Here is a 19170-nt window from a genome sequence, read left to right on the forward strand (position 1 = left end):
TTTCGTCGCGCAAGCCCGGAAATGCGCGGACCGCAAAAATGCATCGACCCTATTGACGTATTTTTTTTATAAATAATACTTCCATTCGACAGGGAATGAGACCGGAGAACCGGCGCGCCCGTCGAAGAGGTTGGAACAACGTAAAACAAGGGAGTCTTCCGTGACCGTGAAGAACCGACTGACTGCGACCTGCGCGGCCGCGGCGCTTGTCGCCGCATGTCTTGCGACGGGCGCGGCTTCCGCCGCCGATCTCGTCATCTCGAACTGGGATGGCTACATGGCCCCTGACATCGCCGAACAATTCAAGGCCGCGACCGGGCTGGAGATCGAGGTGGTCAACCACGCCACCAACGAAGAGGTGATGGGCAAGTTGATGGCGAGCGGCGGCAAGGGCTACGACGTCGTTTTCGTCTCCTCACCCTTCGCCGAAATCCTCAACGGGCAAGGGCTTGCCGAGCCGATCGACAAGGCGGCCGTGCCGAACCTCGCCAATCTCTATCCGGAAGCCACGACGCTCGCCTATGATCCGGGCAACACGTTTTCCGTGCCCTATACCTGGGGCTCGACGGGCCTCTGCTACCGCTCCGACCTCGTGGAAGGTACGCCAGACAGCTGGCTGAACCTGCTCCAGCCGGTGGATGCGCTGAAGGGCAAGACGACGATGCTCGCCACCGACCGCTGGCTGATGGCGGCGGGCGAGCTCGCCAAGGGGTTTTCCGTCAACGAGAAGGATCCGGCCAGGCTCGAAGAGGTGAAGACCCTGCTCATCGAGGCGAAGAAGACGCTGCTCGCCTATGACGACACGACCTTCTATTCCAAGCTCGTTTCCGGCGAGGCCTCGCTGGTGCATGCCTGGGACGGCTGGTGCAACTACGGCATCGGCGAAAACAAGGACATCAAGTTCGTCGTGCCGAAGGAAGGCTCCGACCTCTGGATCGACACGATCGTCGTCCTGAAAAGCTCGGAGAAGAAGGATGCGGCGATGAAGTTCATCAACTTCATCCTCGATGCCAAGAACCACGCCTGGGCCGCGCAGAACATCCTCTACAAGGTGCCGAACAAGGCCGCGATGGAAAGCCTCGACAAGGCGCTGTCCGAGCAATACCCGAACATGGCCATGGCGCCTGCGGACCTCGTCAAATACGAGCTGCTGCGCGACCTCGGGACGGCGCAGAAGGACTATTCGCGCATCGTGAGCGAGATCAAGGCCGCGAACTGAACGCGGCCCCTTCCCGTGGCGACTGGAAGGCGGCCCGCCGCCACGGGCAATTTTCTTCCTGCAATCCTTTATGCGCGATGCTGTGACGGCCCCCGCGGGAGTAAAGCCTTGTCCTTCAATGCCACCAGACCGACCCTGCTCGCGGCGCCCGGCGTCGCCTGGCTCGTCGCCTTCATGGTGGTCCCGTGCCTGCTGGTGCTGAGCTATGCTTTTTTCGAGCGCGGTGTCTGGGGCGGGGTCGAATACACGTTTACACTGGAAAATTTCGCCCGCGTCGCCGATCCGCTCTATGCGAAGATCTTTCTCAATTCCGCGCGCATCGCCCTGACGGCGACAGTAGCGGCGATCCTCATCGCCTATCCGGCGGCTTACGCGATTTCGCGGGCGCCAAGGATGTCGCAGCCGATCCTGCTGTTCTTCGCCGTGCTGCCCTTCTGGAGCAATTACCTGATCCGCACCTATGCGTGGATCGTGCTGCTGAACCGCGAGGGCCTGATCAACAACCTGCTGCGCTCGCTTGGCTACACAGGCGAGCCGCTGTCGATGCTCTATACCGAGAGTGCCGTCATCACCGGTCTCGTCTACAATTACCTGCCCTTCGTCATCCTCGCGATCTATTCCACGCTGTCGCGGCTGAACCCGGAACTGATGGAAGCGTCGCGCGATCTCGGCGCCGGCCCCGTCCGCACCTTCCTGCGCGTCACGCTGCCGCTGACCCTGCCCGGCGTGGCGGCGGGCGGCGTCTTCGTCTTCGTGCTCTCCATCGGCAATTTCGTGACGCCCGCGCTGCTCGGCGGCGGGCGGTTCCAGATGGTCGGCAACCTCGTCTACGACCAGTTCCTGACGGCGAACGACTGGCCCTTCGGCGCAGCCCTCGGCGCGGCGCTGATCCTCACCATGATCGTGCTGCTCCTGTTGCAGGCCCGCGCCACGGCCCATGCCAGCGGCGAGCGCAAAGGGGAGGCGGCGCAATGAACGTGACGCTTTCCAGCAAGTTGCCGGGGCGCATCGTGCTGCTCTTGGTCTTCGGCTTCCTCTATCTGCCGATCGCCGTGCTGGTGCTGCTTTCCTTCAACGACAGCGGCCTGCCGACCTCGTGGTCCGGCTTCTCCACCCGCTGGTATGGCGCGCTGCTTTCCAATACGGACATCCTGCGCGCCGCCGGCAACACGTTCATCGTCGCCGTCTTCGCGACCGTCATCTCCACCGTACTCGGCACGCTTTTGGCGCTCGGCATGGAGACGCGGCGCCGCAAGAGCAACGGTCTCGAAGCGCTCGCCTTCGCGCCGATGGTCATCCCCGATATCGTGCTCGCCGTGGCGCTGCTCACCTTCTTCTCGCGTCTCGGCCTGACGATGGGCTTGCACACCATCGTCATCAGCCATGTCATCTTCGACCTTGCCTTCGTCTGCTCGGTCGTGCGCGCCCGGCTGAAGCATTTCGATTTTTCCATCGTCGAGGCCTCGCGCGATCTCGGGGCGTCGGGCTGGACGACCTTCTGGCGCGTCACCTTCCCGGTGCTGCTGCCGTCCATCGTCGCCGGTGCGCTGCTCGCCTTCACGCTTTCTGTCGACGAGTTCATCATCGCCTTCTTCACGGCCGGCGCCGGGCGCTCGTCCATCACCCTCCCCATGCAGATCTATTCGATGATCCGCTTCGGCATCACGCCCGAGGTCAATGCACTCGCCACCATCGTCATGGGCGTCAGCGCGACGGCGCTCCTGATCTCGCAATGGCTTAACAGACAGCAGCAGGTCCCATGAACGCATCCAGCAATCCGATCCTGCGCATCGAGGGTGTCGGCAAGGCGTTCGGGCCGGTGACGGCCATCGACGATGTGACGCTCGATATCCGCGAGAACGAATTCTTCGCGCTGCTCGGCCCCTCCGGCTGCGGCAAGACCACGCTGCTGCGCATGCTCGCCGGCTTCGAGAGCCCGAATGCCGGCCGCATCCTGCTTGAGGGCAAGGATATTTCCCCGTTGCCGCCGGAAAAGCGGCCGCTCAACCTGATGTTCCAGTCCTATGCACTCTTTCCGCATATGACGGTCAGGCAGAATCTCTCCTACGGTCTCGAAATGGAGCGGCTCGCCAGGACGGAAATCCGCCGCCGTGTCGACGAGACCATGGCGACGACGGACCTCACGCAATTTGCCGACCGCAAGCCCGAACAGCTTTCCGGCGGCCAGAAGCAGCGTGTTGCGCTCGCCCGCGCACTGGTGAAGCGCCCGAAAGTGCTGTTGCTCGACGAACCGCTCGGCGCGCTCGACAAGAAGCTGCGCGAGAAGATGCAGCTTGAACTCAAGCGCATGCAGAACGAGGTGGGCATCACCTTCATCATCGTCACGCACGACCAGGAGGAAGCGCTCGTCATGGCCGACCGCATGGCGATCCTCAAGGACGGCCGCCTCTTGCAGGTCGGCGCGCCGGAGGACGTCTATGAGCGCCCCGCCGACCGCTTCGTCGCCAACTTCATCGGCGTCATGAATTTCATCGACGGCAAGGTCGGGGTCGACGGTCTCTTCGCCGCGGAAGGTCTGCAGGTGAAGGCATCTGGCAATGCCGGCTCCGCGACGCTCGCCGTGCGACCGGAAAACATCGCCGTCGGCCCGCCCGGCGACCTGCCGGTGTCCGGCGCCGTCGTCGATATCGCCTATCACGGCCTCGACCGCGTGCTGCACGTCAAGACGACCGCGAGTGCAACGCCGCTTCAGGTCCGCATTCCCGCGAGCGGGGCGGGCAACTGGAAGATCGGCGATGCGCTGAGCCTCAAGATCGAGCCGGCGAGATGCCGGCTCTTCCAATGAATAAAGAGGGGAACACCATGTCCAGGACCATCGCATTCTTCCCGGAAGCGGCCTTTGGCCCGGCGCTGAACTCGGTCGGCATCGCGCAGGCCGTCGAAGCGCTCGGCCACAAGGCCGTCTTCCTCTCCGACCCCGGCTTCGTATCGGTCTATGAGGGCTACGGTTTCGAGGCACATGCCGTGAACCTTTCCGAACCCATGCCGCCGGAGCAGATGGCCAAGTTCTGGGAGGATTTCATCAACGGCCACATCCCGAATTTTCGTAGATCTCCCTACGACCAGGTCGACAACTACGTGAAGGATTGCTGGACGGCGATCGTCGACAGCGCAAAATGGGCGCAGAAAGACCTGCCGGGCGTGCTGGCGAAGATCAAGCCGGACCTCATCTGCGTCGACAACGTCATCCTCTTCCCGGCGATCAAGCAATACGGCACGCCCTGGGTGCGCATCATCTCCTGCTCGGAAAACGAGATCGAGGATCCGAAAATCCCGCCGCATCTTTCCGGCTGCGGTGAGAAGGATTTCGCCTGCCACGCCGCCTATCGCGACCATTTCAACGACGTCATCAAGCCGATCCATGACGATTTCAACGGTTTCCTTGCCGAGAATAACGAGGCGTCCTATCCGATCGGCCAGTTTTTCGAAGCCTCGCCCTTCATGAACCTGCTGCTCTATCCGGAGCCGGTGAAGTTCGAGCGCGAGCATCCGCTCGATCCGAAACAGTTCCAGTATCTCGAGGGCTGCGTTCGCAAGGAGAAGCCCTACGAGGTGCCGACCTTTGCCGAGAACAACGACAAGCCGCTGATCTACATTTCCTTCGGCTCGCTGGGGGCAGGGGATACGGACCTCCTGAAGCGCCTGATCACGACCATCGGCAAGCTGCCCTATCGCGCGCTCGTCAATGTCGGCGACTACAAGGATCAGTACGAGAACCTGCCCGGCAACGTCATCGTCGACAGTTGGTTCCCGCAGCCTTCGGTCATCCCGCAGGTCGATGCGGTCATCCATCACGGCGGCAACAATTCGTTCACGGAGTGCCTCTATTTCGGCAAGCCGGCGATCATCATGCCCTATGTCTGGGATGGTCACGACAATGCGACGCGCGTCGACGAGACCGGCCACGGCTTCAAGATGCCGCGTTACGACTGGACGGATGCCGACCTTGCGGCAAAACTCGACGCCTGCCTCAACAATTCGACCATGAAGACGCGCCTTGCCGCCACCAGCGCCCATATGCAGGCCCGCAACGGCCCGAAGAAGGCCGCGGGCATTCTCGACGACCTCGTGAAGACGGGCGCCTACAATGGTTGAGACGACGAAAGCATCCGCCCCGCACATCCATAACGCGACTACCTTTTCCGGCCTCGTCGACTGGGGCGACCAGCCGGACAGCCTGGAGGGCCAGTCTCGCTCCTCGGGCCGTCTCGTCTACAAGGGGCCGAACAACCAGCCGGAATCCGGCATCTGGGTCTGCACGCCCGGCCGCTGGCGGCTGTCCATCCCACGGGACGAATTCTGCCATTTCGTGGCCGGCCGGGCGGTGTATCGCTCGGACGAAGGCGAGGTGATCGTGGTCGAACCGGGCACGGTCGTTATGTTCCCCGGCGGCTGGACCGGCGAATGCACCGTCACCGAGACCATGCGCAACATCTACATGCTGGTCTGACGTAAAGAGAAAATGAAAGGAAATATCCCATGACCGCGACACCCCTGATGCGCAAGCCGCTGGAAGAGACCGACCTCAAGGACTGGGGCGTGATTCCCACCATGATCGAGGGCGAGAGCCGCACCTCCGGCAAGGTCATCTACAAGGGCCCGAACGGCGAATCCGAAAGCGGCCTATGGATCTGCACGCCGGGAAAGTGGTTCTGCCACGTCACCAGCGACGAGTTCTGCCACTTCCTCGAAGGGCGCTGCACCTATGTCCATGAAAGCGGTGAGGTGATCGAGATCACGCCGGATACCGCCGCCTTCTTCCCGAAGGACTGGAAGGGTGAATGCACGGTCCATGAGACCGTGAAGAAGGTCTACATGATCCGCTGAGGGCATATTTTCCCCTCACCCCGCAAGCGGGGAGAGCGAGACGAAACGCTGCGGTCGGCCCCTTCTCCCTGCCTGCGGAGAGGGGGGCGGGCAGGCGGATGAGGGACCGTCGCCCGGTTCTCCAGAACACCAAGGAAGTATTGCCATGTTCAACCCCGCCGAACCCGTGTTCTACCGGCACCCGGCCTATGTCCCGAGCAAGGGCGCCCGCCATGCCGTGATCGATCCCGCAACGCTCGCCACCGTCGGCACCATCGCCGACACCGCGCTCGACGACATGGAAGCTGTGCTCGATGCCGCCGCCATGGCGCAGCGGGACTGGAAACGGCTCGACGCGAAGACACGCGCGACCATCCTTCACCGCATCGCCAACCGCATCGAGGCAACAGACATGCGCCGCTGCGCTGAACTGATGTCGCGCGAGATGGGCAAGCCCTATCCGGAGGCGATCGGCGAGGTGGCGAACTGCGCGGGCGCCTTCCGCTATTTCGCGGAAATGGCGCGCGACGAGGGCGGCAAGGTGGCGGGCACCACGCAGGCCGGCTCCTTCCAACATGCGCGCTACGAGGCGCTCGGCGTGAGCGTGCATATCATGCCGTTCAATTTCCCGATCCTCCTGATGTGCTGGACGGTCGCCGCGTCGCTCGCCGCGGGCAATGCGTGCATCATCAAGCCGGCGCCCGCGACGACGCTCTCCACGCTGGAATTCATGCGGGTCTTCAAGGCCTTGCCGGATGGCCTGATCGCCTGCCTGCCGGGCGGTGTCGGGCTGAGCAGCGCACTCATCGCCTCGCCGAAGACTCACGCCGTCGCGTTCACTGGCTCAGTTGCCGCCGGCAAGGCCGTGGCGATGGCCGCCGCGGCGCAGATGAAGCCCGCTGTCATCGAGGCAGGCGGTTCGGACCCGATGATCATCACGGCCCACGCGCCGCTCGATGTGGCCGCGGCCGGTGCCGTCACCGCCGCCTTTCACATGTCCGGCCAGGTCTGCACCTCGGCCGAGCGGTTTTTCGTCGTCGATGCGGTGCATGACGCGTTCCTCGCGAAGTTCGCTACCGAGACGAAGCGTCTGCGCATCGGCAACGGTCTCACGCGCGCTGAGATAGGTCCGCTTGTCAGCGAGGCGGCGCGCGCAAAGGTCATCCGGCTGGTCGAGGATGCCAAGGCCGCGGGAGCGACGGTGGTGCTAGGCGGGAAGATCCCGGACACTGAGCCGACCGGCTGGTTCTACGAGCCGACCATCCTTGTCAATTGCACACCCGACATGGCGATCATGAACGAAGAGTGCTTCGGTCCTGTCGCCGCTATCATGCGCGTCAAGGATTTCGACGAGGCGATCGAACGGGCCAACGACAGCGAGTTCGGCCTCGGCGCGTCCGTCTTTACCACCTCACTCGAAGAAGCGATGGAGGCGGCGGATCGGCTTGAGGCCGGCATGGTCTGGGTCAACAACCCGCTGATCGACAACGACGCGTTGCCCTTCGGGGGCTGGAAGAAATCCGGCCTCGGACGGGAGCTTTCAAAACTCGGCCTCGATGCCTTCCGCCGCTCGAAAATGGTCATCATTGACCATAAACCGGTGATCCAGGGCTGGTGGTATCCCTATCCGGATGACTGGTTCTTCGACGCGGAGGGGCGCAAGCATGTGTGAGGTTCATTCCTCGCTCGCCGGCATCCTTCGGCGCATCGCCGAGGGCACTGCATCACCGGCGACCGCACCGGCCAGTCCAACAGCCGTTGCGGGAGTTCGTCCATGTCTCGATAGACGACGCAAGCCATAAGAACTGGTGCCGGTCCATTCGGACCAGGGCTCCCAGTTCACCAGCATGGACTGGGCATCCTTCCTCAAACACCACAAACTGGTTCATTGCATGAGCCGACGCGGCAACTGCCATGACAACGCAGTCGCAGAGAGCTTCTTCAACCTTCTGAAGCGTGAACGGATACGCCGCAGGGTCTATCGCTCTCGTGATGAGGCGCGTCAGGATGTGTTCGATTACATCGAGATGTTCTGCAACCCGAAATGAAAGCATGTCAGGAACGGGATGCTGTCGCCCGTCGAGTTCGAAAAGCAGCAGAAAATCTAACCCGAGGGTGTCTACGAAACTCGGGGCTATTCAGTCAGGTGCGGAAGGGTCGGCATGGACGTTCCGATCTTCGAGACGGGCGGCGCTTACGCCGCGGCCTCCCGGCCGTGCTGGTGCGGCAGGTCGGTGCCGAACTGCATCTGCCAGAACAGGGTGAGGATGTGGTTGCGCGTGAGCGGGGCGAGCGGCAGCGTGGGCGTGTCCTGGATCGGCATCCACCGCGCCTCGTCGATCTCGCTCGTCGGCGCGATGACCTCGTCTTCGAGCTGGACCCTGAAGACATAGGCGACGAGCAGATGGTCCGTCTCGTCGGCCGCCTCGGCCTCGAAGCAGCCGAAGGGCGCCATGCGCGAGGGCGGAATGAGGATGCCCAGTTCCTCGTGCAGCCGGCGGGCAAGTGTCGCCTTCGGCACTTCGCCGTCCCTGATCCTGCCGCCGGCCTGCATGAACTGCGGCCCGCCGCGCTTGCGCACGAGCAGCGTGTCGCCGTTCTCCCGGGTGACGAGCGCGACCGCGATGCGGATTTCTTCCTGCATGATGACCCGATATTCCTCTTCCAACGATGGCGCGCCGCCGCCCGAAGGCGCTTTGGCTCCGGCCGCAAATCCTCTAATCGTTATATTTCACAAAATATAACGTATTGGGAAGAGCCATGTCGATGCCGACCGGAGATCGAGACAGGATGAGGACATGCTGATCAGGCACCTGAAGTTTTTCGTGACGCTCGCCGAAGAACAGCATTTCGGGCGCGCCGCAGAACAGTGCAGCGTCACGCAACCCACGCTCTCGCAAGCGATCCGCAAGCTCGAGGAGGATCTGAACCTTTCCCTGATCGTTCGGGGGCACCGCTTCCTGTCGCTGACCGCCGAAGGCGAGAAGGTCCTGCGCTGGGGGCGGCAGATCCTCGCTGACTACGAGAGCCTTCACGATGACCTGAGAGGCAGGAAGAAGGGCGGCTTGACCGGGACGCTGCGGCTCGGCGTGATCCCGGGAGCGCTCGCGATCTCATTGCTCGCCGCGCTGACGGAAAACCTCGGCCAGTTCCTCCTGATCGCCCCCTTCGGGGCAAGCTGCGTCCTTCTCTTCGCTCTGCCGCAAAGTCCGCTCGCTAGGCCGCGGAACGTGATCGGCGGGCACCTGATCTCCGCGCTGGTCGGCCTGCTGGTCCTGACCGTCCTTGGCGATGGCGTTATCGCCATGGGGCTCGGCGTCGGCCTTGCCATCGCGCTTATGCAGTTCAGCGGCACGCTTCATCCGCCGGCCGGCGGCGACCCCTTGGTCGTCATCCTCGCCGGTGCGGGATGGCCCTTCCTGCTCCTGCCGATCGCCACGGGGACCGCAATCCTTGTCCTTCTCGCCTGGCTCTACCACCGGTTTGTTTCAAAGCGCGCCTATCCGGCGTGAAAGGTGCCGGGAGGCGGTCTGATCCGTCGACCGGTCCAAGACCGCCGCGCGGCCTGTTATGGGTTCCCGCTATGCTGCGGCGTATCACTTCAGCGCAAGAACAACCGGACCGGCGATCGGATCGGTGATGCCGAGGCCGCCGCCGAGGTCTTCGAGGGTATCGCGAAAGCCGTCGAGCGTAGCGATCATCTGCGGCCTGCTGGCGGCAAGAGCATCCATGCTCTCCCATTCCGCAACGATGCAATAACGCCCTTCTCCCGTCTGAACGATACTGGCATGGCGCAGGCCCGCCCAGTCGGTCGCGACATTGCGGTGCGCATCGAGAAAGGCGTTCTCCATGCCGGACTTGACTTTGAAACGCACGACATTGAATGCGATCATGGCTGCCTACCGTCAGAAATAGCTGCGATTGCTACAGGACACCGGCGTCCGGGGACGGACCGGCGCACGGAAGTCCGTGCCGGACACATCCTTGCCCCCAAACTAGCACGCACGAAAAACAAGGGAAATCTAAAATAGATATGCGAAATGCAATGCTGCCTCAGCACCGGCTGGCGGCATGCCGTTCGCGCGTAAATGCCGAAGCCAGGCCCCTTCTTCAAGGCGAGGCTCGCGGCATGACCGGCAAGGCAGGCGGTCGGTGCCGTTCCCATCGATGTTGAATATATAACATTGATATTGACATTTGTGTATAATCTAACATAGCCTCCGCGATGTGTCCGATGGGATGTTGGATTTCGGGAGGAGAGAGAATGAGTTTTTGGCGCAAGCCCTCCATGCGGGGCAAGGGTCTGGTATTGGGCGGCATGACGATCCTGGCGGCGGGCCTCGCCGGCTTTGCGCCGGCCCTGGCGGCTGACGTCATCCGCGTCGCCTCGCCCTACCAGACGACGACGCTGGACCCGATGCGGTCGGCGGCGGCGGGCAATATCGAAACCTATGGCCAGCTCTATTCGCGCCTCCTGCGGCGCAATCCGGAGACCGGCGCGCTGGAGCCGGGGCTGGCCGAGACCTGGGATATTTCCGAGGATGGCAGGACATATACGTTCCATCTTCGCGACGCCCGGTTCTCGGACGGCTCGCCGATCACGGCCGATGACGTGGCCTTCAGCCTCGAACGCATCCGCACCGACAAGCGCTCGGCCTATCCGGCCCCGCTCAGCGCGGTGGAAGCGGTGACGGCGGCCGATCCGAAGACCGTGGTGGTCACGCTGAAGTCGGCCTTCGCGCCGTTCCTCGGCAATGCGGAAATCTGGAACATGGGCATCGTGTCCAGGGCCGACGTGGAAAAGCGGGGGGAGGAGGAGGCTTTCGGCACGGTTCCGGTCACGTCCGGTCCCTACGGCGTCAAGCAGTGGAAGCCGAACGAGAGGCTTGTGCTCGAACCCAATCCGCACTACTGGCGCAAGGGCTATCCGAAATCGGACGCCACCGTCGAATTGATCGAGATCGCCTCGCCCGAGACCCGCATCGCCATGCTGAAGGCCGGCGAGATCGATGCAGTCCGCGCCGTGCCGTGGGCGCAGGTCGACGACCTGAAGACGGTCGAGACGATCGACATGCGGCTTGAGCCTTCGACAACCATCTACATGACCCTGCTGAACCACAAGCGCGAGCCCTTCTCCAGCCTGGCGGCGCGGCAGGCGGCGGGCATGGCGATCGACAACAAGGCCATGGCCGCGGCCATCACGCGCGGCTATGCCGAACCGGCGAATACCACGCTGCCGGGCAGCGTCGATTTCCACGACAAGGACTATCCGGGCATTCCCCATGATCCTGCCAAGGCGAAGGAATTGCTGGCCGCCTCCGGCATGGCGGGGCGCGAGGTGAAGATCCTGGCGGCCGCCGACGCGCCCTCGCAGCAGACGGCGCTGCTGATCCAGGCCCAGTGGCAGGCCATCGGCCTGAAGCCTGTGATCGTCAATGTCGACGGCGGCGCCTGGTGGGATGCCACCGGCAAGGGCGACTACGACGCGGCGGCCAACTGGTGGTACAACGAGACCCCCGATCCCGACCTTGCCGTCCGCTGGGCGGTGTGCGGCACCTGCGGCTCGAATTCCTACAACACCTTCTACACCAACCCGAAGGTGGATGAACTCGTGGAGGAGGGCACCCGCGAGGCCGATCCGGCCAGACGCGCGGAGGTCTACAAGGAGATCCAGAGGATCACCACCGAGGAGGTGGCGCAGATCCCGCTCTACTACGCGCCGAACGCGGTCGCCTATTCCAGGCGTATCGAAGGGCTCAAGCTGACCCCTTCGCTGCAGTGGACGCTCGAAGAGACGTCCATCGGCCAGTAAACCGCCTCAAGCGCGCCCCACAAGCGGGGCGCGCCCTTCACGCCCGAAGCGGAGAACCGGATTGCCCCTTCTGCAGCTCCTTGTGCGGCGCCTGCTGCAACTTATCGGCGTGCTCGCCGGCATCAGCCTCGTGACCTTCCTTCTCGTGCACATGGCCCCCGGCGATCCCGCGCGGCTTCTCGCCGGGGAAAGGGCGAGCGCCGAGACCGTGGCGGCGATCCGCTCGCAATACGGGCTCGACCTGCCGCTCTGGCGCCAGTTCCTGACCTATCTCGCCAATCTCCTCTCGGGAGATATCGGCCTGTCGCTGCGCTTCCAGCGGCCGGTCATCCAGCTCATCGAACAGTTCATGTGGCCGACGCTGTTCCTGACCGCCTATGTCCTTTGCCTCGCCATCCCGCCGACGGTCGCGCTGGCCATCCTCGGCGCTCGCCGGCCGGGCGGCATCGCCGACCAGATCATCCGCCTCGTCGGGATCGCCGGCCTCACCATCCCGGTGTTCTGGTTGGGCATCATGATGTCGCGCTTCTTCGGCGTCAGCCTCGGCTGGTTCCCTGTTTCGGGCTACGGCGTCGGCTTCACCGGGCACCTGCACCACCTCTTCCTGCCCGCGGTCTCTACCGCGATCTGGCTGGTGCCGGTGCTGACGCAGAGCCTGCGCGCCGCCCTGATCGAGAAGACCGCCGCCGACTTCGTCACGGCCGCGCGGGCGCAGGGCGCGACGGAGCGGCAGATCTTCTGGCAGACCATGCTGCCCAATGCCGTGCTGCCGACGCTCAACCTGCTCGGGGTGATGGTGGCCTTCATGATCGGCGGCGCGGTCATCGTCGAGACCGTCTATGCGGTGCCGGGCCTCGGCACACTGATGGTCAACGCGCTGCTCGGCCGCGACTACTACGTCGTGCAGGGCCTGACGCTGGTCTTCGCGGTCTCGACCGTCCTGATCACGCTGACGGTGGACCTGTTGACCGCCTTCATCGATCCGCGCGTCCGGCTTTGAGGAGACCGCCCATGGCTGACACACCCGCTCCGGCAATTACCGCCCCCTCCGTCCGCACGGTCACGCCCGTCATGCTGGTGGCGCTCGCCATCCTCGGCGGATGGCTGGTGCTGGCGCTGGCGGCCCCGGTGATCGCGCCCTACGATCCCGACGCCATCGACATCCTGAACATGCTTTCGCCACCGAGCGCCGCCCATTGGTTCGGCACGGACCAGGTCGGCCGCGACGTCTTCTCGCGGGTTCTCTTCGCAAGCCGCGTCGATCTGCTCTTGTGCGTGGCGGGGGTGCTGCCGCCGCTGGTGATCGGCACGACCATCGGTCTTCTGAGCGGCTATTTCGGCGGGCTGGTCGATACCGTGTTCATGCGCATCTACGACCTGACCGTCGCCTTCCCCTTCTTCGTGCTGGTTCTCGCCATCGTCGGCGTGCTCGGTCCCGGCCTTCTGAACTTCATCCTGGCGCTGACGCTGGTCGGCTGGGTCAGCTATGCGCGGCTGGTGCGCGCGCAGGTGCTGACGATCCGCGAAAGCGAATATATCCAGGCGGCCAGATGCCTCGGTTATCCGCCGGCCGCCATCCTCGCCCATCATGTGCTGCCCAACGCGATCGGCCCGGTCATCGCCTATGCGGTGAGCGATGCGGTGTTGGTGATGCTGGCCGGCGCAAGCTTCGGCTTCCTCGGCATGGGCGCGCAGCCGCCGCTTGCCGAATGGGGCGTCATGATCGCCGACGGGCAGGCCTTCGTGCAGCAGGCCTGGTGGATCTGCCTCTTCCCAGGCCTTGCCGCGATTTCCCTCGGCCTCGGCTTCGCCCTGCTCGGCGACGGGCTGGGACAGCTGCAGCGCAGGGGAGTGACGGCATGAGCTGGCTCAGGAACGGCACGCCGCCGCTGCTGGAGGTAAAGGACCTCTCCGTCAGCTTCGGCGAATTTGCGGCGGTGAAGAACGTCTCGTTCGCGCTCCGGCCGGGCGAAATCCTCGGTATCGTCGGGGAAAGCGGCTCGGGCAAATCCGTGACCTGCCGCGCGGTGATGCGCCTGCTGGCCGCCGCCGCCCGCGCTGAAGGCAGCGTGACGCTCGAAGGGCGGGACCTGCTGGCGCTCGGCGAGGACGAGCTGTGCGCCATTCGCGGCCGCGACATCGGCATGATCTTCCAGAACCCGGCGTCCCATCTCGACCCGCTGCGCCGCATCGGCGAGCAGGTGGCCGCGCCGATGGTCCGCCATCTCGGCATCACCCGGCGCGAAGGCCTCAAGCGCGCTGTCGCGCTGCTTGACGATGTCGGTATCCGCGAGCCGGAAAAGCGCGCGCGCTCCTATCCGCATGAATTTTCCGGCGGCATGAAGCAGCGCGCGATGATCGCCGCGGCGATCGGCTGCCGGCCGAAGCTGCTGATCGCGGACGAGCCGACCACCGCGCTCGACGTCACGGTGCAGGCCCGCATCCTGCACCTGCTCAAGGACCTCAACCGCAGGACCGGGCTGGCGATGATCCTGATCTCGCACGATCTCGGCGTGGTCGCGGACATTTGCTCCCAGGTGGTGGTGATGCGCAACGGCGAGGTGGTGGAGCAGGGAGCCATCGATGACGTCATCAACCGGCCGCGCCATCCCTATACGAAGCTGCTGATCGAATCCCAGCCGGGCCGCAAGACCTACGGCACGGCGGACGGGCCGGACGGCGGCAAGCCGCTGCTCAGCGTGGAAAAGCTCTCGGTGTCCTTCTCCACGGGCGGGGGCCTGCTCGGCGGGCTCGGCGGTGGCGGTGCCTTCAAGGCGCTCGACGGGATCGACCTTGAGATCGGCGCCGGCGAGACGGTCGGCATCGTCGGCGAAAGCGGTTCCGGCAAGAGCACGCTCGCCCGCTCGATCATCCGCCTCAACACGCCGGGCGGCGGGGCGATCCGCCTCGGCGGGCAGGATATCGGTGCGCTCTCCGGCGATGCGCTGACGGCGTTCCGCCGCCGCGTGCAGATGGTGTTCCAGAACCCGTACGATTCCCTCAACCCGCGCCTGACGATCGGCGAGGCGGTTGCCGAACCGATCTGGCGGCATGGCCTTGCCGACCGGAAAACGGCGCAGAAGGAGGCCGAGGCGCTGCTGGAGATGGTGGAGCTGCCGGCGAGCCTCTACGACCGCAAGCCGCGCCAGCTCTCGGGCGGGCAATGCCAGCGTGTCGGCCTTGCCCGCGCGCTCGCGCTGAAGCCGCAGCTGCTCATCGCCGACGAGATCACCTCCGCGCTCGATGTCACGACGCAGGCGCAGATCCTGGAGCTTCTGGTGCGGCTGCAGCGCGAGCGGTCGCTGACGCTCATCTACATCTCGCACGACCTCTCCGTCGTCAGCAGCCTTTGCCAGCGCGTCTATGTCTTCAAGGCCGGGCGCGTCGTGGAGCAGGGCGTGGCGCAGCAGGTGCTGTCGAGGCCGCAGCATCCCTATACGCAGGCGCTGGTCGGCTCGCTCACCCGGCTGCCCGCCCAGACAGGCACGATCTCACAACCGGTATAGACCCATGCGACTTGACGAATACGTATCCCATGACGGCACCAGCCTCGCCCGCCTGCTGGCCAGGGGCGAGATCACCCCGCGGCAGCTCGGCCGATGCGTCGCGGCGGCCGTGGCGGCGGTCAATCCCGCGCTGAACGCCGTCATCGAGCTTTATCCGGACGCGCTGGAAAGCCTGCCGGAGACGGCGTCCGCCACGCCCTTCGGCGGCATTCCCACCCTCACCAAGGACTTTCCGGTCGAGGCGGGGCGGCCGGCGGAATTCGGCAGCCGCCTTGCGCAGGGGTTCCGCGCCGCCCATGACGCGGTCTACTGGACGCGCCTGCGCAACGGCGGACTGGTGAATGCCGGGCGCACGACGAGTTCGGAGTTCGGCGTGCCGGCGGCGACGGAATCGCCGCTCTACGGGGCGACGCGCAATCCCTGGAACCTGGAACGCGGCGTCGCCGGGTCGAGCGGCGGGGCGGCCGCCGCCGTCGCGGCCGGTATCGTGCCCTTCGCGCAGGGCAGCGACGGCGGCGGATCGATCCGCAATCCCGCCGCCTTCTGCGGCCTGATCGGCCTGAAACCCTCGCGCGGCCGGGTCACCGGCTCCCCGAACGCCAATGCCCCGCTTCTCGGGCTGGCGACGGCCTTCATGCTGACCCGCTCCGTGCGCGATACCGCCGCACTGCTCGACCTCTGCCACGGTCCCGACGCCGGCGACGGCTACGAGATCGCCGCGCCCGCCGGAACCTATCTGGAGGCCATACAATGCACGCCGCGCGCGTTGCGGATCGCGCTGTGCACGACAGCCTGGTCCGGCGTCCGGCTCGATCCGGAGGTCGCCGCGGCGACGCGAGCGGCGGCCGAGCGGCTGGCCTCCCTCGGCCATCATGTCGAGGAGGCCTCACCCGATTTCGACTATCCCGCCTTCCTCCACGCCCAGAAGGTCATCTGGGCCGCGGATGCCGCCGCGCACATGCCGGCCATGGCCCGCCACAGGGGCCGCAGGTTGGAAGACGCGCTCGGCCCGAGCGTCCATGCCCTTTATCGCTGGGGCTGCGGCATCGGCGGCGCGGAACTCATCGAGGCCCTTGCCGTCTATGACCGCGTGACGCGGCAGGTCGGCCGCTTCCTTGCCGGCTACGACCTGCTCCTGACCCCGACCAGCGCCATCGCGCCGGAGCCGATCGGCACCTTCGATCCCAACCGGGCCGGCATCGACGCGGACGGCGTCTTCGACGACCTCGCGCCCAAGGAGACGTTCACGGCGCTCTTCAACGCGACGGGGCAGCCCGCGATCTCCCTGCCGCTCGGGCGCAGCGGCGATGGCCTGCCGATCGGCATCCAGCTCGTGGCGCGCTTCGGCCGGGAAGACCTGCTGCTTGCGGCGGCGCGGCAAATCGAGGAAGACATAGGCGGTGCCTCCGGTATCTGGGGGCAGGGGCATCCGGCGACGCATGCCGGCAATTTCTAGGGGACTGTGACCGTGGCGAAGGCGCGAGGCGGCAAGCATGCCGCAGGATCGAACGGCGTTGAGGAGAAGATCGACATCGAGGCGATCCTGCGCGACCGCATGGCCGGCTTCTCGCCCTCCGAGCAGAGCCTTGCGGCCTATATCCTCGACAATATCCAGATCCTGCCGTTCGAGACCGGCAGCAGCATCGCGCAGGCCGTCGGCGTCAGCGAGATGACCGTCACGCGCTTCGTGCGCGGCCTCGGCTTCGAGAACCTGCGCGACCTCAAGAAGCGGCTGCGCGTCGCCGTCGCCGAGAAGGACAGCGAGATCGACGACTACATGGCGCGCTTCCAGATGCGCGAGGGCCGCCAGCAGATGCTGCAGGAGAGCCTGCGGCTGGAGCTCGACGCCATCGTCAAGGCCTATGCGCTGACCACCACCGAGGTCTGGGAGGAGGCGGCGAACCTGCTCGTCAAGGCCCGCACCGTCTATGTCGTCGGCTTCCAGGCCTCGAAGGGGCTGGCGATGGACTTCGCCAGCCGCCTGCTGTGGGCCCGCTCCAACGTCATCTTCATCGACAATGCCTCCGGCACGTTCGGCGAGATCCTCAATGCGGATCCGAGGCACAGCGCCGTCGTCTTCGTGGATACGGCCTCCTATGCCACGCGCGGCATCAAGCTGGCGGAAAAGCTGAAGGCGATGGAGATGCCGCTCGTCGTCGTCACCGACAAGTTCAGCCACTGGGCCTTCGCCTATACGCGCTTCGCCTTCGAGGCCCATACGCATGTGAAGACCTTCTGGGATTCCACGGCAAGCCTCAGCGTCGTGCTCAACCTGATGATCGACGCCGTCGCCACCAGGCTCGGCCCGAAGGCGAAGGCCAACTTCGCCATGATGAGCGACATGGGCAGCCTGTTCGGGGAGTTCGTCGGCGGCAGCTACCTGCGCCGCACCGATTGAACGCGCGCCCGTTCCCAACCGAAAGCGAGATCCCTCATGACCGTCATGCCGCCGTTCCGCGATCCCCTCGCACCGGGCAAGCCCCCCATTCCCCGGCAAGACTGGGACCGCGCGCCCTGGAACCGCTGGACCTTCCAGCACATCCGCGAGATGCTGCCGACCGCAAGGGTGTGGCGCGGCGCGGGGCCGGCGAGCGTGCTGCCGGCCGATCCGCAGGATATCGACGCCATCGCCTTCGAGGCGGACGGGCGGCAGGGCACCATCGCCGGCTTCCTCGCCGAGAGCTTTACCGACGGCCTTCTCGTCCTCCATGGCGGGAAGGTCGTTGCCGAGCGCTACCTGAACGGCATGGCGCCTCACACCCTGCACCTGTCGCAATCGGTCGCCAAGTCGGTCGTCGGCACGGTGGCGGGCATCCTGATCGGCCGGGGCCGCGTCGATCCCGCCGCGCCGCTGACGCACTACCTGCCGGAGCTGGAGGCGACGGCCTATCGCGGCGCGACCGTCCAGCATGTGCTGGACATGACCAGCGGCGTGGTCTTCGATGAGACCTATACCGCGCTCGATTCCCACATGGCGCTGCTGGATGCCGCCAGCGGCTGGAAGGACCGCCAGAGCCCGGACTGGCCGCTGCACGTCTGGGATCTGATCCTCTCGCTGAAAGACCTGGAGTGCCCGCACGGCGCCTCCTTCCGCTACCGCTCGATCGAGACGGACGTCCTTTCCTTCGTGCTGCAGCGTGCGGCCGCCACGCCGCTGGCCGAGCTCGTCAGCCGTGAATTGTGGGCGCCGATGGGGGCGGAGGAGGACGCCTGCTTCACCGTGGACGCTGCCGGCTACGCCCTCGGCGACGGCGGCTTCAACGCCACGCTGCGCGACTATGCGCGCTTCGCCCTGCTGCATCTGCGCAGCGGGGAGATCGACGGCCGGCGCATCGTGCCGGCCGACTGGATCGCCGCAACGCGCTTCAAGGCCGATCCCGCGCTCTTCGGCGGCATCTATCAAGACGTCCTTCCCGCCGGCGCCTATCACAACCAGTTCTGGATCGAGGACACCGCCCGCGGCGCCTATATGGCCCGCGGCGTCTTCGGGCAGCTGATCTATATCGACCCGGCAGCGGATTTCGCGGCGGTCATCCTGTCGAGCTGGCCGGAATTCGTCAGCACGGCACGGACCCGGACAGCCCTTGCCGCCGTCAGGGCCATACGCCAGCAGCTGGCAGGCTGATTCCCGGGGGAGGCCGCGTTCTCCGCCGCGCTGCGGAGGATGCATTCAGCAGCCCATGCGCCGCAGGGGTTATATAAGACTCGAGCGCTCGGTCGCAGCATCGTCGGGCTGACCAACCGGCAGATCGAGGATGGCGCTCGCCACGCTCGCCATTCCGGCCGTGGAGCGCGCCGGTGGCTCG

General features: G+C 65.3%; 18 protein-coding genes and 1 pseudogene. 17 read left to right on the forward strand and 2 right to left on the reverse strand.

Features of this window, described 5'->3' with window-relative positions; genetic code table 11:
• Positions 1-178 precede the first annotated feature (178 nt).
• The 9 genes and pseudogenes from AABQ55_RS28915 to AABQ55_RS28955 all read left to right on the forward strand — a co-directional run.
• A complete protein-coding gene (locus tag AABQ55_RS28915) occupies positions 179-1219 on the forward strand; it encodes a polyamine ABC transporter substrate-binding protein (protein WP_145926072.1) in 1041 nt (346 codons plus the stop codon).
• Positions 1220-1393: 174 nt separating this feature from the next.
• Positions 1394-2194 carry an ABC transporter permease gene (locus tag AABQ55_RS28920; protein ID WP_272808766.1) on the forward strand — a complete coding sequence of 267 codons (801 nt, stop codon included), beginning with the start codon at positions 1394-1396 and terminating at the stop codon, positions 2192-2194.
• Positions 2191-2982 (forward strand): ABC transporter permease, encoded by a 792-nt coding sequence (locus tag AABQ55_RS28925; RefSeq protein ID WP_272808522.1) that lies wholly within the window; start codon positions 2191-2193, stop codon positions 2980-2982. The genes AABQ55_RS28920 and AABQ55_RS28925 overlap by 4 nt, the downstream gene beginning before the upstream one ends.
• Positions 2979-4025: an ABC transporter ATP-binding protein gene (locus tag AABQ55_RS28930; RefSeq protein WP_272808523.1), complete on the forward strand. Its 1047-nt coding sequence runs from the start codon at positions 2979-2981 to the stop codon at positions 4023-4025. Before AABQ55_RS28925 ends, AABQ55_RS28930 begins: the two co-directional genes overlap by 4 nt.
• 17 nt (positions 4026-4042) lie before the next feature.
• Complete coding sequence (locus AABQ55_RS28935; protein WP_272808524.1) at positions 4043-5335, forward strand: glycosyltransferase; 1293 nt, start codon at positions 4043-4045, stop codon at positions 5333-5335.
• Positions 5328-5690, forward strand: coding sequence for a cupin domain-containing protein (locus AABQ55_RS28940; protein ID WP_272808525.1), 363 nt, complete (start codon positions 5328-5330; stop codon positions 5688-5690). Before AABQ55_RS28935 ends, AABQ55_RS28940 begins: the two co-directional genes overlap by 8 nt.
• Positions 5691-5719: 29 nt before the next feature.
• Entirely contained in the window at positions 5720-6067 is a 348-nt protein-coding gene (locus tag AABQ55_RS28945) for a cupin domain-containing protein (RefSeq protein WP_064333342.1), read from the forward strand.
• 145 nt (positions 6068-6212) lie between these two features.
• Entirely contained in the window at positions 6213-7718 is a 1506-nt protein-coding gene (locus AABQ55_RS28950; protein ID WP_272808526.1) for an aldehyde dehydrogenase family protein, read from the forward strand.
• Positions 7719-7854: 136 nt separating this feature from the next.
• Positions 7855-8154: pseudogene (locus AABQ55_RS28955) on the forward strand (IS3 family transposase); the annotation flags it as partial.
• A gap of 86 nt (positions 8155-8240) precedes the next feature.
• On the opposite strand, the gene AABQ55_RS28960 reads toward AABQ55_RS28955, so the two are convergent.
• Positions 8241-8690, reverse strand: a complete 450-nt coding sequence (locus AABQ55_RS28960; protein WP_244768546.1) for an NUDIX hydrolase — start codon at positions 8688-8690, stop codon at positions 8241-8243.
• 154 nt (positions 8691-8844) lie between these two features.
• On the opposite strand from AABQ55_RS28960, the gene AABQ55_RS28965 reads away from it, so the two are divergent.
• A complete protein-coding gene (locus AABQ55_RS28965) occupies positions 8845-9558 on the forward strand; it encodes an HPP family protein (protein WP_272808527.1) in 714 nt (237 codons plus the stop codon).
• Positions 9559-9642: 84 nt separating this feature from the next.
• On the opposite strand, the gene AABQ55_RS28970 is transcribed toward AABQ55_RS28965, so the two are convergent.
• Entirely contained in the window at positions 9643-9939 is a 297-nt protein-coding gene (locus tag AABQ55_RS28970; RefSeq protein ID WP_272808528.1) for an antibiotic biosynthesis monooxygenase, read from the reverse strand.
• A gap of 371 nt (positions 9940-10310) precedes the next feature.
• On the opposite strand from AABQ55_RS28970, the gene AABQ55_RS28975 reads away from it, so the two are divergent.
• The 7 genes from AABQ55_RS28975 (at position 10311) to AABQ55_RS29005 (ending at position 18989) form a co-directional block, all read left to right on the forward strand.
• Complete coding sequence (locus AABQ55_RS28975) at positions 10311-11858, forward strand: ABC transporter substrate-binding protein (protein WP_272808529.1); 1548 nt, start codon at positions 10311-10313, stop codon at positions 11856-11858.
• 61 nt (positions 11859-11919) lie between these two features.
• Entirely contained in the window at positions 11920-12858 is a 939-nt protein-coding gene (locus AABQ55_RS28980) for an ABC transporter permease (RefSeq protein ID WP_244768549.1), read from the forward strand.
• 11 nt (positions 12859-12869) lie between these two features.
• On the forward strand, positions 12870-13721 hold the full coding sequence (locus AABQ55_RS28985; protein WP_272808530.1) for an ABC transporter permease: 852 nt from the start codon (positions 12870-12872) through the stop codon (positions 13719-13721).
• Positions 13718-15364, forward strand: coding sequence for a dipeptide ABC transporter ATP-binding protein (locus AABQ55_RS28990; RefSeq protein ID WP_272808531.1), 1647 nt, complete (start codon positions 13718-13720; stop codon positions 15362-15364). The genes AABQ55_RS28985 and AABQ55_RS28990 overlap by 4 nt, the downstream gene beginning before the upstream one ends.
• A gap of 4 nt (positions 15365-15368) precedes the next feature.
• Positions 15369-16820, forward strand: a complete 1452-nt coding sequence (locus tag AABQ55_RS28995) for an amidase (protein WP_272808532.1) — start codon at positions 15369-15371, stop codon at positions 16818-16820.
• Positions 16821-16832: 12 nt separating this feature from the next.
• On the forward strand, positions 16833-17762 hold the full coding sequence (locus AABQ55_RS29000) for a MurR/RpiR family transcriptional regulator (RefSeq protein WP_272808533.1): 930 nt from the start codon (positions 16833-16835) through the stop codon (positions 17760-17762).
• A 36-nt stretch (positions 17763-17798) separates the two neighbouring features.
• A complete protein-coding gene (locus AABQ55_RS29005; RefSeq protein ID WP_272808534.1) occupies positions 17799-18989 on the forward strand; it encodes a serine hydrolase domain-containing protein in 1191 nt (396 codons plus the stop codon).
• The last annotated feature ends 181 nt before the right edge of the window (positions 18990-19170 follow it).

The sequence above is a fragment of the Shinella sp. WSD5-1 genome (assembly GCF_963942435.1).
Taxonomy (GTDB): domain Bacteria; phylum Pseudomonadota; class Alphaproteobacteria; order Rhizobiales; family Rhizobiaceae; genus Shinella; species Shinella yambaruensis.

Coding starts and splice junctions, on each gene's coding strand:
- AABQ55_RS29005 (WP_272808534.1), top strand. CDS start 17,799: ATGACCGTCATGCCGCCGTTCCGCGATCCCCTCGCACCGGGCAAGCCC.
- AABQ55_RS28965 (WP_272808527.1), top strand. CDS start 8,845: ATGCTGATCAGGCACCTGAAGTTTTTCGTGACGCTCGCCGAAGAACAG.
- AABQ55_RS28970 (WP_272808528.1), bottom strand. CDS start 9,939: ATGATCGCATTCAATGTCGTGCGTTTCAAAGTCAAGTCCGGCATGGAG.
- AABQ55_RS28930 (WP_272808523.1), top strand. CDS start 2,979: ATGAACGCATCCAGCAATCCGATCCTGCGCATCGAGGGTGTCGGCAAG.
- AABQ55_RS28935 (WP_272808524.1), top strand. CDS start 4,043: ATGTCCAGGACCATCGCATTCTTCCCGGAAGCGGCCTTTGGCCCGGCG.
- AABQ55_RS28940 (WP_272808525.1), top strand. CDS start 5,328: ATGGTTGAGACGACGAAAGCATCCGCCCCGCACATCCATAACGCGACT.
- AABQ55_RS28950 (WP_272808526.1), top strand. CDS start 6,213: ATGTTCAACCCCGCCGAACCCGTGTTCTACCGGCACCCGGCCTATGTC.
- AABQ55_RS28975 (WP_272808529.1), top strand. CDS start 10,311: ATGAGTTTTTGGCGCAAGCCCTCCATGCGGGGCAAGGGTCTGGTATTG.
- AABQ55_RS28945 (WP_064333342.1), top strand. CDS start 5,720: ATGACCGCGACACCCCTGATGCGCAAGCCGCTGGAAGAGACCGACCTC.
- AABQ55_RS28985 (WP_272808530.1), top strand. CDS start 12,870: ATGGCTGACACACCCGCTCCGGCAATTACCGCCCCCTCCGTCCGCACG.
- AABQ55_RS28960 (WP_244768546.1), bottom strand. CDS start 8,690: ATGCAGGAAGAAATCCGCATCGCGGTCGCGCTCGTCACCCGGGAGAAC.
- AABQ55_RS28920 (WP_272808766.1), top strand. CDS start 1,394: ATGGTGGTCCCGTGCCTGCTGGTGCTGAGCTATGCTTTTTTCGAGCGC.
- AABQ55_RS28995 (WP_272808532.1), top strand. CDS start 15,369: ATGCGACTTGACGAATACGTATCCCATGACGGCACCAGCCTCGCCCGC.
- AABQ55_RS28925 (WP_272808522.1), top strand. CDS start 2,191: ATGAACGTGACGCTTTCCAGCAAGTTGCCGGGGCGCATCGTGCTGCTC.
- AABQ55_RS28990 (WP_272808531.1), top strand. CDS start 13,718: ATGAGCTGGCTCAGGAACGGCACGCCGCCGCTGCTGGAGGTAAAGGAC.